The organism is Actinokineospora alba (assembly GCF_004362515.1).
Lineage (GTDB): Bacteria > Actinomycetota > Actinomycetes > Mycobacteriales > Pseudonocardiaceae > Actinokineospora > Actinokineospora alba.
On the sequence record NZ_SNXU01000001.1, the window covers coordinates 2,564,442 to 2,579,556 of the forward strand.

The 15,115-nt window shown below is 69.7% G+C and carries 9 protein-coding genes; 4 read left to right on the forward strand and 5 right to left on the reverse strand.

Going from position 1 to position 15,115, the window contains the following annotated elements:
- Positions 1 to 441 precede the first annotated feature (441 nt).
- Together C8E96_RS12240 and rmuC are read right to left on the reverse strand one after the other, a co-directional pair.
- Complete coding sequence (locus C8E96_RS12240) at positions 442 to 1,371, reverse strand: DUF6542 domain-containing protein (RefSeq protein WP_091378502.1); 930 nt, start codon at positions 1,369 to 1,371, stop codon at positions 442 to 444.
- A 258-nt stretch (positions 1,372 to 1,629) separates the two neighbouring features.
- The gene (rmuC, locus tag C8E96_RS12245; RefSeq protein ID WP_091379424.1) at positions 1,630 to 2,517 is read right to left on the reverse strand and encodes a DNA recombination protein RmuC; all 888 of its coding nucleotides are present in this window, start codon (positions 2,515 to 2,517) and stop codon (positions 1,630 to 1,632) included.
- Between the two features lie 195 nt (positions 2,518 to 2,712).
- Between rmuC and C8E96_RS12250 the strand changes: the two genes are divergently transcribed.
- Complete coding sequence (locus tag C8E96_RS12250; protein ID WP_091378500.1) at positions 2,713 to 3,858, forward strand: exonuclease SbcCD subunit D; 1,146 nt, start codon at positions 2,713 to 2,715, stop codon at positions 3,856 to 3,858.
- Positions 3,855 to 6,779, forward strand: coding sequence for an AAA family ATPase (locus C8E96_RS12255; RefSeq protein ID WP_091378496.1), 2,925 nt, complete (start codon positions 3,855 to 3,857; stop codon positions 6,777 to 6,779). Before C8E96_RS12250 ends, C8E96_RS12255 begins: the two co-directional genes overlap by 4 nt.
- Positions 6,780 to 7,056: 277 nt before the next feature.
- Here the strand turns inward: C8E96_RS12255 and C8E96_RS12260 are convergent, their stop codons facing one another.
- Positions 7,057 to 8,526, reverse strand: coding sequence for an AlkA N-terminal domain-containing protein (locus tag C8E96_RS12260; protein WP_091379421.1), 1,470 nt, complete (start codon positions 8,524 to 8,526; stop codon positions 7,057 to 7,059).
- A 125-nt stretch (positions 8,527 to 8,651) separates the two neighbouring features.
- Positions 8,652 to 11,894, reverse strand: coding sequence for a S8 family serine peptidase (locus C8E96_RS12265; protein ID WP_091378493.1), 3,243 nt, complete (start codon positions 11,892 to 11,894; stop codon positions 8,652 to 8,654).
- Positions 11,895 to 12,232: 338 nt separating this feature from the next.
- Between C8E96_RS12265 and ychF the strand changes: the two genes are divergently transcribed.
- Entirely contained in the window at positions 12,233 to 13,312 is a 1,080-nt protein-coding gene (gene ychF, locus C8E96_RS12270) for a redox-regulated ATPase YchF (RefSeq protein WP_091378490.1), read from the forward strand.
- Positions 13,313 to 13,376: 64 nt separating this feature from the next.
- Here the strand turns inward: ychF and C8E96_RS12275 are convergent, their stop codons facing one another.
- Positions 13,377 to 13,799 carry an ester cyclase gene (locus C8E96_RS12275; protein ID WP_166657958.1) on the reverse strand — a complete coding sequence of 141 codons (423 nt, stop codon included), beginning with the start codon at positions 13,797 to 13,799 and terminating at the stop codon, positions 13,377 to 13,379.
- A gap of 129 nt (positions 13,800 to 13,928) precedes the next feature.
- On the opposite strand from C8E96_RS12275, the gene C8E96_RS12280 reads away from it, so the two are divergent.
- A complete protein-coding gene (locus tag C8E96_RS12280) occupies positions 13,929 to 15,095 on the forward strand; it encodes a helix-turn-helix transcriptional regulator (RefSeq protein WP_166657959.1) in 1,167 nt (388 codons plus the stop codon).
- The last annotated feature ends 20 nt before the right edge of the window (positions 15,096 to 15,115 follow it).

Here is a 15,115-nt window from a genome sequence, read left to right on the forward strand (position 1 = left end):
TAGCCCGGCCCGCTCAGCTCGGCCCAGGTCAGCTGGCTCAGCTCAGCTCAGCTCGGCCCGGTTCGGCTTGGCTCTGCCCAACTCGGCTTGGCCAGGCCCGGCCCAGCTCGGCCAGCTCAGCTCAGCCCGGTTCGGCTTGGCTCTGCCCGACTCGGCTTAGCCGGCCCGGCTAGCGCGCACCCCAGCTCGGCCCAGCCCAGCCAGCGCTGCCCTGCCCGGGTCGGCTCGGTCCGGCCTAGCCCAACTCGGCACCTGCTCGGCCTGGCGCGGCTGCCAGCCGCCCTCTGGTCGGGCCCAGTTCTAGATCCAGCCCAGTCCCGCGCGACCTTGGCCGGAGTCCGGCCAATCCTGATCGCGGACAGTGCCGAGCTCAAGCCGGCGCGAATGCCCAGAGCGCCGTCCGCGCCCGTGTGTTCGGGGCGGGGGATGGGCCTCCTGCGGTCAGCGCTCGGTGGGGCGGGGGCGGCGTGGGGGCTGGCGGTTGGGGTCGGGGCGTGGGGGTTTGCGGTCGGGCTGGGCTTCGCGGGGTTTGCCGGTGTCGCGGGCGCGGTTGGGGTCGCGGGTGCCTCGGGCGCGGGGATCCTCGCGCGGGGGGCGGGGGCGGCCTGCCGCCTCGTCCCTGACGGGGCGTCGGGGGCGGTCGTCGCGGGCGTCTCGGGCGGGCTTGTCGGCGGTGGGGCGGGCCGGCTTGCGTTCGTCTCGGGTGGGGCGGCCGCTTCGGGGTGCGTCTTCCCGGGGGGCGCGCGCACGGTCGTCGCGGGCGGGACGGCGGGGTGGCCTGCCCGCTTCCTCGTCGCGGGCTGGGCGGCGCCGGGGCGGGGCCGCGAACAGGTCCTCGTCGTCGCGGGACGGTTCCGGGCGGGGGCGGCGGGCGACGGCGGGCCTGGGGGCGTCGTCCTCGTCGGTGGCGCCCGGGTCGCGCTGGAGGAACAGGCGGCCCACGCCGATCGCGACGACGACGGCGGTGGTGATGCCCATCGTCGGGAAGTTGCTGGTCAGCGGCAGTGCCACGGAGAACAGCACGCTTTTGAGCCCCTCACCGGGCGCGTCCGGCCCCATGGTGAGAACGGTGCCGACCGCGGTGACGGCGAACACCAAGGGCGGCTGCACCATCGGCCCGAACAGGTTCGCTCGACGCACCAGGCAGATCGCCCCTACGCAGCCCAGGACATAAGCGCCCTGGTAGAGCTTGCCGAGGGTGGTCTGGGTCTGTAGGTCGATCACGGCGGCCACCAGGGCCAGCCCGAACGCCAACAGCACAGCGCCCCACCACGGCAGTCCACGTGAACTGCCGAAGATCGGGCGCTCATCCCACGCGGGCTCGGCGTGGTCATCATCAAGATCGCTGCGGCGATCGCGAGTCGCGGTCACGTCGGTACACGTTAGTCCGTCGGTGTGGGGTGGCTGTCATCGTTCGCCCGATAGCGGCCACGGATGACACCGCGAGTACGCCGTTCGGCTCAATCCTGGACGGGTTGCAAGCACGATCGGGGACTGACTCGCCGTCCTTCCAAGGCCGAGTCCGGCAGGACGCCCGGATCGACCTGCGCGAAGGCATGCTGACCTCTCGATCACCACACCATCGGCGACTTTCGCAGCGGGGTGACGGCCACGGGTGCGTTCAACGACTCAGTCGACGGGTAAGCCTTCGGACACCTCGTGCCCGTTCACCACCGCTTCCTCGGTTCGCCGGATGGCCGGGATCGGGGTCGGGCTCGCGGAGGCGTCGGTCAACGGGGTCACGGCGGTCCGGAACTGTTCCAGCGCGTCCAGTTCGCGTCGCCGTGCCGACAGGAAGCGTTGGAGGTGGGTGCTGGACAGGTTGACCGCGTCGACCGCCATGCCCGCGGACCGGTGGGCGGAGGCAGCTCGGGCACGGACGGTGGCGACGTCGTCGGCGATCGCGCGTTCGGTGGCGGCGAACAGGGCGGCGGAAGCGATCACGGCGAAGCCGGTGGGGCCGCACAGGAACACGCGGCGGTCCAGCAGCCAGCGCAGCAGCGTGGGGTCGGTGTCCAAGGCCGCGACGACGGCGGCGTCGGACGGGACGAACATGATCGTGCCGTAGATCGCGTCCGCCCACCGTTGGTAACCCTTGCCCGCCAGTTCGGCCGCGCGGGAGCGGATGTTGCGGACGTGCACGCGCAGGGCGTCGAGGCGTTCCTCGGCGTCGTCGGTGTCCACCGCCTCGGCCCAGCAGGCGAGGCTCATCTTCGAGTCGACCGGAACCCGCCGCTCGTCGCCCACCAGCAGCAGCAAGTCCGGGCGTGCCGCGCCGCCGCCCGCCACATCGGTCTGGACGGTGAAATGGATGCCCTCACGCAGCCCCAAGGCGCGCGCGGTCTCCACGAGAACCTGTTCGCCGAGTTCCCCGCGACCGCTGATCGACGCGAACGCCACCTCGTAGCGCCGTAACGCCGCCTGGTGCGAATCGGTCCGGCGCCGCTCGGCCTCGACTTCGGCGCGGGCGGCGTCGGTTCGGCGGACGCTGTCGGAGTACAGCCGCCAGAACAGCATCGCGGCGGCGGCGAGCAGCAGGACGAGCACCGCGGCGACGGTGCCGAGCACGGCGGTCACGGGTGAGTCCTCTCCGGTCGGAAACGGCGTGCAGGAAGATCTTTACCTCATACCACCGACAGAACCAGCGTCGAACGAGCGTTCGACCGGCGTGGCTCCCCCGATCGGGGGCATCGGGGCTCTACCTTGGCTGGCATGCGGGTGCTGCACACCTCCGACTGGCATGTGGGCCGCACATTCCACGGCCGAGACCTGCTCGCCGAGCAGGAGACGGTGCTCACCGGCCTGGCCGACATCGTGACGAACGACCGGGTCGACGTGGTCGTGGTGTCCGGCGACCTCTACGACCGCGCCGTCCCCTCCGCCGAAGCCGTCGGCGTCTGCGGTCGCGCCCTGCGCCGGATCGCCGACGCGGGCGCGCGCATCGTCGTCACCCCGGGCAACCACGACTCCGGGCCCCGGCTCGGCGCGTTCGGCGAGTTCGCGGCGGCGGGCGGGCTCTACCTCCGCACCGCGGTCTCCGATCTCGACCGGCCGGTGGTGATCGACGACCACCATGGCCCGGTCGCGTTCTACGGAATCCCCTACCTGGAACCGGAAGTCGCCCGCCAAGGCCTCGGGCTGCCGGAGCTGCGCACCCACGCCGACGTCCTCGGCGAGGCGATGCGCCGGGTCCGCGACGATCTCGGGCGGCGGCCGGGGACGCGTTCCGTGGTCCTCGCGCATGCCTTTGTCACCGGTGGCGAGGTCAGCGACTCCGAGCGGACGATCGCGGTCGGCGGCGTCCCGCACGTGCCGGGCGGCGTGTTCACCGGCGTCGACTATGCCGCCCTCGGCCACCTGCACGGCCCGCAAACGCTTGCGAACCATCTGCGCTACTCCGGCAGCCCCATGGCGTACTCGTTCTCCGAGGCGCGGCACCACAAGTCCGTCTGGCTGGTCGACCTGCATTCCAGCGGCCTCGCCGACGTCGAGCGCCGCACGCTGCCGGTCCCGCGCGAGCTGGCCGTGATCAGCGGCGAGCTGACCGAGGTCCTGGTGGACCCGGCGAACGACGTCCACGAGGACAAGTTCCTCTCCGTCGAACTCACCGACCGGGTCCGCCCCGTCGACGCCATGCGCAGGCTGCAGGCCCGCTTCCCGCACGCCGTGCACCTCGAGTGGCGGCCCGCGGGCGGCCACCAGCGGCCCCAGCGCTACCCGGAGCTTTCGCAGCGCCGCGACGACGCCGAAGTCGCCTGCTGCTTCGTCACCGACACCAGAGGCGCCGAGCCCACCGAGACCGAGCGCGGACTGCTGCGCGAGGCGCTGGCCGCCGTCGCCGGGAAGGAGCCGGAGTGAGGCTGCACCGGCTGGAAGTCACCGCGTTCGGCCCCTACCCCGGCCATGAGGTCGTCGACTTCGACGTGCTCGGCGCCGACGGCCTGTTCCTGCTCCACGGCGACACAGGCGCGGGCAAGACGACGCTGCTCGACGCGGTCGCGTTCGCGCTTTTCGGCGCTGTCCCAGGTGTTCGCGACCAGGCCAAGCGCCTGCGCTGCGACAACGCGGACCCGGACGTGCACACCGAGGTCGTGCTCGAGCTGACCGTGCAGTCCCACCGGATGCGCATCGTGCGCAGCCCCGAGTACCTGCGGCCCAAGCGGCGCGGCGGCGGGATGACCAAGCAGCAGGCACGGGCCGTGCTGACCTGGGTGTTCGCCTCGCCGAGCGGCTACCCGGCCGAAGGCGTGTCCCGGATCGACGAGGTCGCGCGCACGGTCCAGGGCTTGCTGGGAATGACCAAGGAGCAGTTCTTCCAGGTCGTCCTGTTGCCGCAGAACGACTTCGCGACGTTCCTGCGCGCCGACACCGGCGAGCGCGAGAAGCTCCTGGAGAAGCTGTTCGGCACCGAGCACTTCCAGCGCGTCGAGGACTGGTTCAAGGACCACCGCGCTCAGCGCCGCCGTGAGCTGGACGCCGCGAGCGTGTCGGTGGACGCGCTTGTCGCCCGCATCGCCCAGGAATCGGGCGACGAGCCCGAGGAGCCGAACGAGGAGTGGCTCGCAGGGCTCACCGCGGCGCTCACGACGGCCACCGATGAAGCCCTTGCGGCGCAACAGGAAGCCAATGAGCGACGCGAGGCCGCGGAGGCGGCACTCGACGAGGGACGCGCCGCGGCCGAGCGGGTACGCCAGGTCCGGGAAGCGACCGACGCGCTGGCCGAGCTGGCCCGCGACGACCGCGCGGCCTGGCGGTCCGAGCTGGCCGCTGCCCGCCGCGCGGTGCCGGTCGTGGCCGTCGCCGATGAGCTGCGCCGGGCCGTGAACGCGGCGGCCGCGGCCGAGCGCTCGGAACGTCGATACGTTGGTGTGGCTGAGGAACTCGGCTACACGGGCACCGACGCCCGCGCCGACGCGACGGCTCTCCGTGAGGAGGCGGGCGCTCTGGCGGGCTTGGTCGAGGAGTCCGACCGGCAGCGCCAGGACCAGGCGCGAGTCGCCGAACTGGAAGAGCTGCTCGATGCCGCCGAACGCGAATCCGCGGACCTGGCGACCCGAATCGCCGAAATGCCCGCGCAGATCAACGAGACCCGGGAGCAGTTGGCCGAAGCGGCCGCGGCCCGCGCGTCCCTCGACGGGCTCAGGGCGCGTCGGGAGGAGACCGCCACCGCGGTCCGGCACGCGAAAGCCTTGCCCACGGCGGAATCGGACTTGGCAGCGGCAGCCGAAGCGAACGCCAAGGCTGTCGAAGCCCACCAGAACGCCCGCGAGCACCTGCTTGACCTGCGGCAGCGCAGGCTCGACGGAATGGCCGCCGAACTCGCCGCGGGCTTGACGCCGGGGGAGTCGTGCCCGGTGTGCGGATCGGCGGAGCACCCAACGCCCGCCCACGCGGTCGGCCCGCTGGTCACCGCGGACGATGAGCGGGCCGCGCAGGCCGAGGAACAGCGCAGGCTGAAGGCTCGGGAGAAGGCCGCCGCCGCGTTCAAGCAGGCCCAGCACGTCGTCGATGGACTGCGCGAACGCCTCACCGGCTGGGCCGACCCGGAAGCCGACGACACCCGCGCCGGGACTGAGCTGGACAAGGCCGTTGCGTCGGCGGGCCGCCATGACCGGATCAGCCGGACGCTGCTCGACCTGGAATCCGAAGCCGAGCGTGTCCGGTCCAGGATCGCCACGCTGCAACAGGAAACCGTGGCGCGCGGCACCGAACGCGCCGCGCTCGTCGCCGCAGTGGAGGAACGTGGTCTTCGGCTCGACATCGCCAAGGGGACCTTCCCGAGCGTGGTCGACCGCAGGCAGCACGTCGCCGAACTGGCACAGGCACTCGACGCGCTGTCCGACGCGCGCGCCCACGCCGTGACGGCACGAACGCGGGTGACCGAGCAACGCGAGATCCTGGTCGACGCGGTGGCCAAGGCGGGTTTCGCCGATGTCACGGAGGCCCTTGACGCTGCCCGCGCCGAGAACGTCATCGTCAAGCTGGCGCAGCAGATCGCCGAGGCGGACCAGCAGGAAGCCAGGTTCCGTGGGGTTTTGGTCGACTTGGCAGGCACCGACGCGAGCGCGGAAGTCGACCTGACCACGCTGCTTGCCCAGGCGCGAACCGCGCGCGAGCACGCTGAGAACGCTGTGGCTTCAGTACGAGCGGCTGTTCGCAGGGCTGATGAAGTGGCGAAGCTGGCGGACCGTCTGCGCGCGGTGTGGGCGGACTTGGCGCCTCTGCGTGCGGAATTCGAAGAGCTGGACGCGTTGACCGACGTGGTCAATGGGCGTGGACAGAACACCAGTCGGATGTCGTTGCGGTCTTATGTGCTGGCAGCGCGGCTGGCTGAGGTGGCGGTTGCGGCGAGCGAGCGGCTGCGGCGGATGACTCAGGGGCGGTTCTGCTTCGTGCACAGCGATGCTGCTGGGTCGCATGGCAAGCGGGGTGGGCTGGGGCTGGACGTGCTGGACGACTTCTCGGGGCAGACCCGGTCCACGAAGACGTTGTCTGGTGGGGAGTCCTTTGTGGCCTCGTTGTCGTTGGCGCTTGGGCTTGCCGATGTGGTGGCCGCGGAGACTGGTGGGGCTTTGCTGGACACGCTGTTTGTTGACGAGGGCTTTGGGATGCTTGACGCGCCTACGCTTGATGACGTTATGGGGATTTTGGACGAGCTTCGGGCTGGTGGGCGGGTTGTGGGGTTGGTGTCGCATGTGGAGGAGTTGCGGCAGCGGATTCCTGTTCGGTTGCGGGTTCGGAAGTCTCGTACGGGGTCTACGTTGGAGATGACTGCTTAGTTTGCTGGTTTGCTGGCGGGCTTTGTGGGGGTGCCTGTTTGGGTGGTTCGCCTTGATTTGGGGACCCCGGAAATGGGCCTGCGCGGGTAAAGCGGGCAGGATAGGGAAACTGCCCCGCGCCGCGAAAGTTTAGGCCCATTTCACCCCAAATCAAGGCGAACCACCCAAACAGGCAGTTGGTGCTGGCCCGTTGCGTTCAGGGGATTGGGATGGGATCGAGCCCCTTATGTGTTTTGAACTTGTCCACTTTGGATGGTCTAGGTGGATGTTCGGCGGGTCATGGCGCGTTTCCTGCCGCTGTGGCGGCGCGCCAGAGGTGCATGCCGGCGTAGGAGCGCCAAGGTTGCCAGCTGCGGCCGTGGTCGGCTAGAGCCTCGGCGGTGGCGGGTAGGCCCAGTGCTGCCGCGCCGTTGCGTTGGGCTATGTCTTGTGGCAGCAGGACATCCGGGTCTCCCAGTAGCCGCATGGAGACGTAGCCCGCCGTCCATGGGCCGATTCCGGTGAACGTCTGCAGCCGGGTTCGCAGGGTGTCCGCGTCGACGCCCACGTGTAGGTCCAGGTCGCCCGTGGCGATTGCCTCGCATACCGCGCGGATTGTTTGGGTGCGGCGGGTGGGGCCTGCCAGGACCTCGCCCGCGTGTTCGGCGATGGCTTCGGCTGTGGGGAACAGGGTGGTCAGGTCGCCGTCCGGAGTCGTGAGGCGTTCGCCCAGGGCGTCGGTCAGGCGCTGCGCGGCGGTGCGTGCGGCGGCGATACTGACTTGTTGGCCCAGAAGGGCTCGCACGACCGTCTCCACGCCGTCGACGCTGCCGGGGACGCGGATGCCGGGGGTGCGCGCCACCGAGTCGGCCAGTGCCGGGTCGGCGCCGAGGATTTCGTCTATGGCAAGGGGATCGGCGTCCAAGTCGAGCAGCCTTCGCAGGCGGGAGACTGCTGAGCCGAGGTCGCGCATGTCGGTCAGGCGAAGGGTGCACTCCACGTGTCCGGCGCCCTGACGCATCGACGCTGTCGCGGGGCCGTTGGCCAGTCGCAAGGTTCGGGCGTAACCGTCGGCCGAAGCCGACTCCAGGCCCGGGACCGCCCGTGCGGCAAGGAAACCGAGCACGCCCGCCGCGTCGAACGGTTCGCGGACGGCCAGGCGCAGGGTGACTCGGCCCGGGGTGGGCTGGGATCGCCGCGCGGATCGCTTCGCTGCCATGCGTAGTTGCGTCGGCGTCGTGGCGAAGACCGTTCGGATGGTGTCGTTGAACTGGCGGACGCTGGCGAAGCCCGCCGCGAAAGCGATGTCCGCGACCGACAGGGTGGTCGTCTCGATGAGCAGCCGGGCCGAGTGGGCGCGGTGTGCCCGGGCCAGGGCGAGCGGGCCCGCGCCGAGTTCGGTGGTCAGGACCCGGGTCAGGTGCCGCTCGGAGTAGCCGAGCCTGCGGGCCAGGCCGGTGACCCCGTCGCGCTCGACGACCCCGTCGGAGATCAGCCGCATCGCGCGGCCCGCCAGGTCGGCGCGCAGGTTCCACTCGGGTGAGCCGGGCACGGCGTCGGGCAGACATCGGCGGCACGCGCGGTAGCCCGCGATCTGCGCGGCGGCGGCCGTGGCGAAGAACTCGACGTTGCGCCGCTTCGGTGTCGAGGCCGGGCACGACGGCCTGCAATAGATCCCAGTCGTGCGGACGGCGAGGATGAACTGGCCGTCGAACCGTGAGTCGCGGGCGGCGACGGCGCGGTACCGCTGTTCGGGATCTTTCAGCACCACACCATGCTGCCGGCGCGGCGGGAACCCGTCTGGCAGAAATCAGACACGTCGGTGGACCCCACGCAAAGCGAAAGCGGGGACCTGCGTGCCGGCAGGTCCCCGCTTTCGTTGTCGATCAGGTGTTACGAGACGGCCTGGACCACCACGTCACCGGCACCGACGAGGACGTTCGCGTCAGTGCGCACCTCGACGCTGCCGAGGAGCACGCGGCCCGCGGCGGGGGCCGCGTTGGCGGTCACCGTCGCCGGAGCGGTCCACTCGGCACCCGCGGCGCGGGTGGCGTTGGCGTCGGTCACCGCGATGGCGCCGAACGCCGGGTTCGAGAACACGTCCAGGTAGTTGAACGTGGTCGTGCCCGCGGGAACCGCGTAGCCCTGCACGAGGGCGACCCACTGGCCCGCGGCCGGGTTGGTGACCCGGACCTCTTCCTCGGAGTCACCGTCGGCCGACTGGGCCGCGACGACGCAGGTGCCGCTGGTGCAGTTGAGCAGGAACAGGTCGAGGTCGGCGCCCGCGTCGGACGTGGAGCCGATCTTGACCCGCAGCGAGGTCGATCCCGGCGTGACCGTGATCGGGTACTGCTGCTCCTCCTCGTTGGCGATGCTCGGCGTGGCCTGCTTGGCGCTGCCCAGCGAGGTGCCCGCCGCGCGGCCGTTGAATCCTCCGAGGAGGTTCTTCAGCGTGTACGAGCGGTCGATCGCCACACCGGTGGTGGCGGTCGGGATCACGTCCGGGTTGGGCGTGACCGAGGCGCCGAGCACGGACGCGGTCAGGGTGAACGGGGCGTAGGCGGCGTCAGACGTACGACGGGCCTCGACCACGACCTCCCAGACACCGGCCTGCGGGTTGGCCATCGAGCGGCTGGTGGGGCTGCCCGCGGCACAGCTGCCGCCCGGGACGACCGGCGGGTTGTAGCAGCTCAGCGACGAGTTGGCCTCGCTGCCGACGCCGTACGGGTGGAAGCGCAGGAAGCGGATCTGGCCCGCGCCCGCGGTGGTGCCGCCGCCCTGCAGGTCGACCTTGAAGGCGGGGGTGCCGGGCGCGACGTTGAAGAAGAAGCTCTTCGACTCGTTGCGTCCGAGCTGGCCACCCTTGGTGACGGTGAAGTTGTTCTCGGCGGTGAACTGCTCGGCCGCGACGACGGCGTTCATCGTCTGCAGCTCGATGCCCGAGGTCATCGGGCTGTCCAGGTTCAGGATCGCCGAGTGCATGCCGGTCGAGGTCGGCTTGATGTTGACCTTGAACTTGACCGCGCTGTTCTTGGGCAGCGTGACCGAGTTCGCCGACGAGAACGTGCCGTCGTTGCCGTTCCACTTCACCTTGTAGGTGACCGGGGAGTCCGAGCCGGTGGTGCGGGTGAGGGTGTACTCGCGGGTGTAGCTGTCACCCACCTTGACGCCTTCACGGTCGTTGATGCCGACGCCGACGCCCGGGGTCTTGAGGAACTGCGACAGGGCGGTGCGGACCGGGACGGACGCGGTGATGTCCGTGCGGCTCGGGTTGGACTTGAGGACCGTCCACGCCTTCTCGGTGTCGATCAGGCCGGTGCCCTGCTCGTAGGCGCCCAGGTTGCTCAGGTAGCGCGCCGACGACTGGAAGGCGGTGCGGATCTGGTCGGCCTTGTGCGAGACGCCCTTGGCCTTGGCCGCGCTCACCAGCAGCGCGGCGGAACCGGCGGCCTGCGGGGAAGCCATCGACGTGCCGTTGAACTGCGCGTAGCCGGGGGGAAGGACATAGGTGCCCGCGACCGGCTGACCGTTCTGCCAGGTCGGCACGGTGGAGATGGCCGAACCGGGGGCGACGATGTTCGGCTTGAAACCGCCGTGCTCGGCCGGGCCGCGCGAGGAGAAGCCGTGCAGCGACTCGGCGACACCGAGGTCGGAGCCGTAGTTGCTCTGCCAGGTCGCCTTGGTGATGTACGAGCCGACGGAGAGCACCTTCGAGGCGACCGACGGGTCGCCGACCGTGTTCGAGCCCGCGCCGGAGTTGCCCGCGGAGATGAACATCTGCACGTTGTAGGTGTCGATGATGCGGTCGTAGAGCTCAGCGCGGGCGTTGTTGCCGTCGTTGAGCGCCGGGAGGCCGCCGACCGACATGTTGATCACGTCGACCTTGGCGTCACGGGCCGCGTAGATCATCGACTCGATCATCGCGGTGTTGGTGCAGCCGGTGTTGAACTGGCAGACGCGCAGCGAGACCAGCTTGGCGCCGGGCGCCGCGCCGTTCATGGTGCCGCCGAAGAGGCGGTTGCCCGCGACGATGCCCGCGACGTGCGAGCCGTGCGCGCCGGAGACGATGCCGATGTTGACGGCCTCGTTGGCGGGGTTGGTCTGCACGACGAACTTCATCGACTCGCGCACCGGGGTGGCCGGGTTGTCCGTGCCGAAGGTGCCGATGTCGTACTTGACCTTGTAGTCGGTCATCGCGGCGTTGTTGGCGAAGGACTTGTCCTGGTCGCTGTCGACCCAGACGTTCCCGGTGGCCGGGTTCCACGCCACGCCGAACAGGCCGCTGCTGCCCGCCTTGTTGCCGTCGCGGTTGATGTCGCCCGCGATCTCACTGGTCGGGCCGATGAAGCGCGAGTCGCGCTCGTTGAGCTCCGCGTAGCGGACCTCGGCCTCGGCGGGCAGGCCCACGCTGGCGCCGGTGACCTTCTTGGTCATCAGCAGCCAGGTCGGGTCATTGTCGGCGTTGACGCCGTTGACGAACTTCGGGTCCGTCGAGGTGACCCAGTCGGTGATCTTGCGCTCACCGGTGCTGGTGGTGTTCAGCGACGGGTGGTCGAGGTCGACACCGCTGTCCACGATCGCGACGGTCGTGCCGCGGCCGTCCCAGGTGGGGTGCTCGTTGACGAACTGGGCCGCGTTGGTGTCCGTCGTCGGCATGTACGGGTTCGCCAGCGGCGTCGACGGCCCGGGGGCGGGCTGCGGCGTCGGGTCCACGTAGCCGGTCGGCCGCGGGTCGGGAAGCGGAGTGTTCTCCTCGAGGTCCACGGCGCGCACGCCGGACAGCTCGGAGACCTTCTTCACCTGGTCGGTGGGGATCTCGGCCCGCACGTACCCGAGCTCGTCGGCGCGGTAGTCGACCTTCACGCCCGCCTGCTCGAGCTGGTGGACCTTGCCCGCGCCGTCACCCTTCTTGGTGGCGATCAGGACGGTGACGGACTTCTTGCCCTCGCGTTCGGCGGTGGCGAGCAGCTCCTGGTCGTGCTTGTCGAGACCCGCGGGGGCCTCGTCGGCCGGACCCTGGGGGGTCGGGGCCGCGCCGGCACTTGGGACAGTGGCCAGCATGGTGCCGACGACCGCTGTAGCGGCCGCCAAGCCGAGGGCGATCCGGCCACGCCGTCGCCATTCGGGTTGAATCATCCGACTTCCTTCTTCCTCAGCAGGGTGAGCTGGGTGGCGCCTGGCACTCCGGTGAGCGGAGGACAGCAGGGCGCTCACGGAGTGTTGTTGAGGCCCCCCGCTCTGACTAGCGTCCATATGGGCTAATCCTCACCAATTAGGCTGGACACATTGCACAGGCTGTGCGTCTATCGCGGGTTGTAGTCGCTCTGTTACGCAACAAATAGCCTCTGACGTGCGTACGTATGTCCTACGACACTCACCGCTGAGTAACTGAGAGAGGGGCGAAGCGTTCGTAACTATTTGGCGCACGGGCGGCGGCGGTGATCTCCCGGAATGGGGTCCGTAGACTGCCACGCGTGAGTTTGACCCTCGGGATCGTCGGCCTGCCCAACGTCGGCAAGTCCACCCTTTTCAACGCCCTGACGAACAACGACGTGCTCGCCGCGAACTACCCGTTCGCGACCATCGAGCCCAACGTCGGCATCGTCGCCCTGCCCGACCCCCGCCTGGAGAAACTGGCGGAGATCTTCGGCAGTGAGCGCATCGTGCCCGCGGTGGTGTCGTTCGTCGACATCGCGGGCATCGTGAAGGGCGCGTCGGAAGGCGCGGGACTGGGCAACAAGTTCCTCGCGAACATCCGCGAGGCCAACGCGATCTGCCAGGTCATCCGCGTGTTCGACGACCCCGATGTGGTGCACGTCGACGGCAAGGTCGACCCGCTGTCCGACATCGAGACGATCAACACCGAGCTGATCCTCGCCGACCTGCAGACCCTCGACAAGGCGGTCGTGCGGCTGGAGAAGGAGGCCCGCGTCCGCAAGGAGGCGCGCCCCGCGGCCGAGGCGGCGCTCAAGGCCAAGGAAATCCTCGACAGCGGCCGCACCCTGTTCGCCGCGCAGTCCGAAGTGGACATCTCACTGCTGCGCGAGCTGAGCCTGCTCACCACCAAGCCGTTCCTGTACGTGTTCAACGCCGATGAGGGCGTCCTGATGGACAGCGCCCGCCGCGAGGAACTGACCAAGCTGGTCGCCCCCGCCGACGCCGTGTTCCTGGACGCGAAGGTCGAAGCGGAACTGCTGGAACTCGACGACGAGTCCACTTTGGAGCTGCTGGAGTCGGTCGGCCAGACCGAACCCGGCCTCAACGCGCTGGCCCGAGCGGGTTTCCACACCCTGGGCCTGCAGACTTACCTGACGGCGGGCCCGAAAGAGGCCCGCGCGTGGACGATCCCCCAGGGCGCCACGGCACCCCAGGCGGCGGGCGTCATCCACACGGACTTCGAGCGCGGCTTCATCAAGGCCGAGGTCGTCTCGTTCGCGGACCTGGTCGACACCGGCTCGATGGCGGCGGCGAAGGCGGCGGGCAAGGTCCGCATCGAGGGCAAGGACTACGTGATGGCCGACGGCGACGTGGTGGAGTTCAGGTTCAACGTGTGATCGCGCGCTCGGATCGCGTGCCTGGGTCCGAGCTCGCGGCCCGTCGTCGCGCATAGCCCGTGGATCAAGGAACCAGCCCGAGTTGGGTCATCATCCCGGTCGCGTCGAAGTACGCGTGCTCCTCGGCGATCAGACCGTCGGCGCCCAGGGTCCAGAAGACGCCCATGTCCACCGCGAAAGGCCTTCCGGTAGCCGGGATGTCACCGTCGGGCCCCGGCAAGGAGCCGGTCATAGTCCCGGCGACACGCACCTCCCAGGCGATGGCTCCGCTCGCCACGACCGGATCCCGGGTCAGGGTCCACACCATGTCGGGAAACGCTTGCCGGTACGCCTCGCCCATCGCGACCACTGCCTCTCGGCCTTCGGTCGGCTTGGGGGTCAGCGGATCCTGGAGGACCACGTCCTCCGCGTAAAAGGGGCCGATGCCCGCGGCGTCCCCCGAGTTGTAGGTGTCGACAAACCTTCGGACCACGTCTGAGTCAGTCATCGGTCGCTCCCATTCTGTGTGCGGATGCCTTTGAATGTGATCCGGAGCAGGCCCGCCGTCCATGCCAGAAACCTGGCAAATTCGGCCGCCGGTATATACCGTTTAACGCGCCGGAATCCGGAGGCCGAGATGGCGCGACTGTCGATGGAGGACGCGAGCGTCCGGATCCGCCAGCTCGCCCGCGCGGGACTGAATGCCCACGCGTTCTTCGAGGTGGCGGGTGAGACCGTGGCTCGAGCCGTGCCGATCGGTGGCGCACCCCCGTTCTGGAACACCGTCGACCCGTCGTCGCAGCTGATCACGAGCATCCACTTCAGCGGCGAATGCTTCTTCGACCTCGGCGGCCAGTTGGAGTGGGAGTACTTCGCGGATGACGTGAACAAGACCGCCGACGTCATCGCCAACCGGCGGGGCGTCCAGACGTTGCACGAGGTGACCGGCGCGAACCCGGAACGCAGCGCGGTCTTCCGTGAGTATCTGCGACCGCACGGCATCGACCAGGAGGTCGCTGTCGCGCTGCGCGCGAAGACTGGCGAGGCCTGGGGAACCCTGCGGCTCAACAGGTCTCCCGGCCAACCGGAATTCAGCGCCGACGAACTCGCTTTCCTTCATTCGCTCGCCCCGCACCTCGCTGAGGGTGTGCGTCGTGCCCTGTTGTTGGGGGAGGCCGTGGAGCCCGACTGGCCGGACGCCCCCGGCCTGGTGGTCTTCGGCGACGGTCTCTCGGTGGAATCGGTTTCCGCCGAGGCGAACCGGTGGTTGGGCGAGTTGACCGGTGACCTCGGCGGTATCTCGGCCGCGGTCCTTTCGGTCGCGGCTCAGGCAGGCAACCCGGATGGGCGGGCGCCAGTCCGGCTCCGGGCGGACACGGGTAGGTGGTTCGAGCTTCACAGCACGTCGATGGCGACGCCGGCGGGCCACCGCGCGGGTGTGATCATCCAACCCGCCACCCGCGCGCGGATCTCCACTGTGCTGATGGCCGCCTACGGCCTCACTCGTCGAGAACGTGAGATCACTCGGCTGGTGCTGATGGGACGGTCGACGACGATGATCGCCGACGAACTGGTCATCGCCCCGGTGACCGTCCAACAGCATCTCAAGAGCATCTTCGCCAAGACGGGGGTGCGCAGTCGCCGCGACCTGGTTTGCACCGTGTTCGTCGACCATTACGCGGCCCGGGTGCGCGACAACGAGAAACGACGAGTCGCTGCCCGGCGGGAGCGCGGCGGCCCCATAGCGCCGCTGCCGAGCCGACAGGTGTCCACGAACGACGAACCGTTCTGCGACCAGCGGTAGGTCCGCTTCGACAGCTAAAG

What these genes read in the sequence shown, in the direction of transcription:
- rmuC (WP_091379424.1), bottom strand. Translation starts at nt 2,517, where the DNA reads ATGCTGTTCTGGCGGCTGTACTCCGACAGCGTCCGCCGAACCGACGCC.
- C8E96_RS12250 (WP_091378500.1), top strand. Translation starts at nt 2,713, where the DNA reads ATGCGGGTGCTGCACACCTCCGACTGGCATGTGGGCCGCACATTCCAC.
- C8E96_RS12265 (WP_091378493.1), bottom strand. Translation starts at nt 11,894, where the DNA reads ATGATTCAACCCGAATGGCGACGGCGTGGCCGGATCGCCCTCGGCTTG.
- C8E96_RS12275 (WP_166657958.1), bottom strand. Translation starts at nt 13,799, where the DNA reads ATGACTGACTCAGACGTGGTCCGAAGGTTTGTCGACACCTACAACTCG.
- C8E96_RS12280 (WP_166657959.1), top strand. Translation starts at nt 13,929, where the DNA reads ATGGCGCGACTGTCGATGGAGGACGCGAGCGTCCGGATCCGCCAGCTC.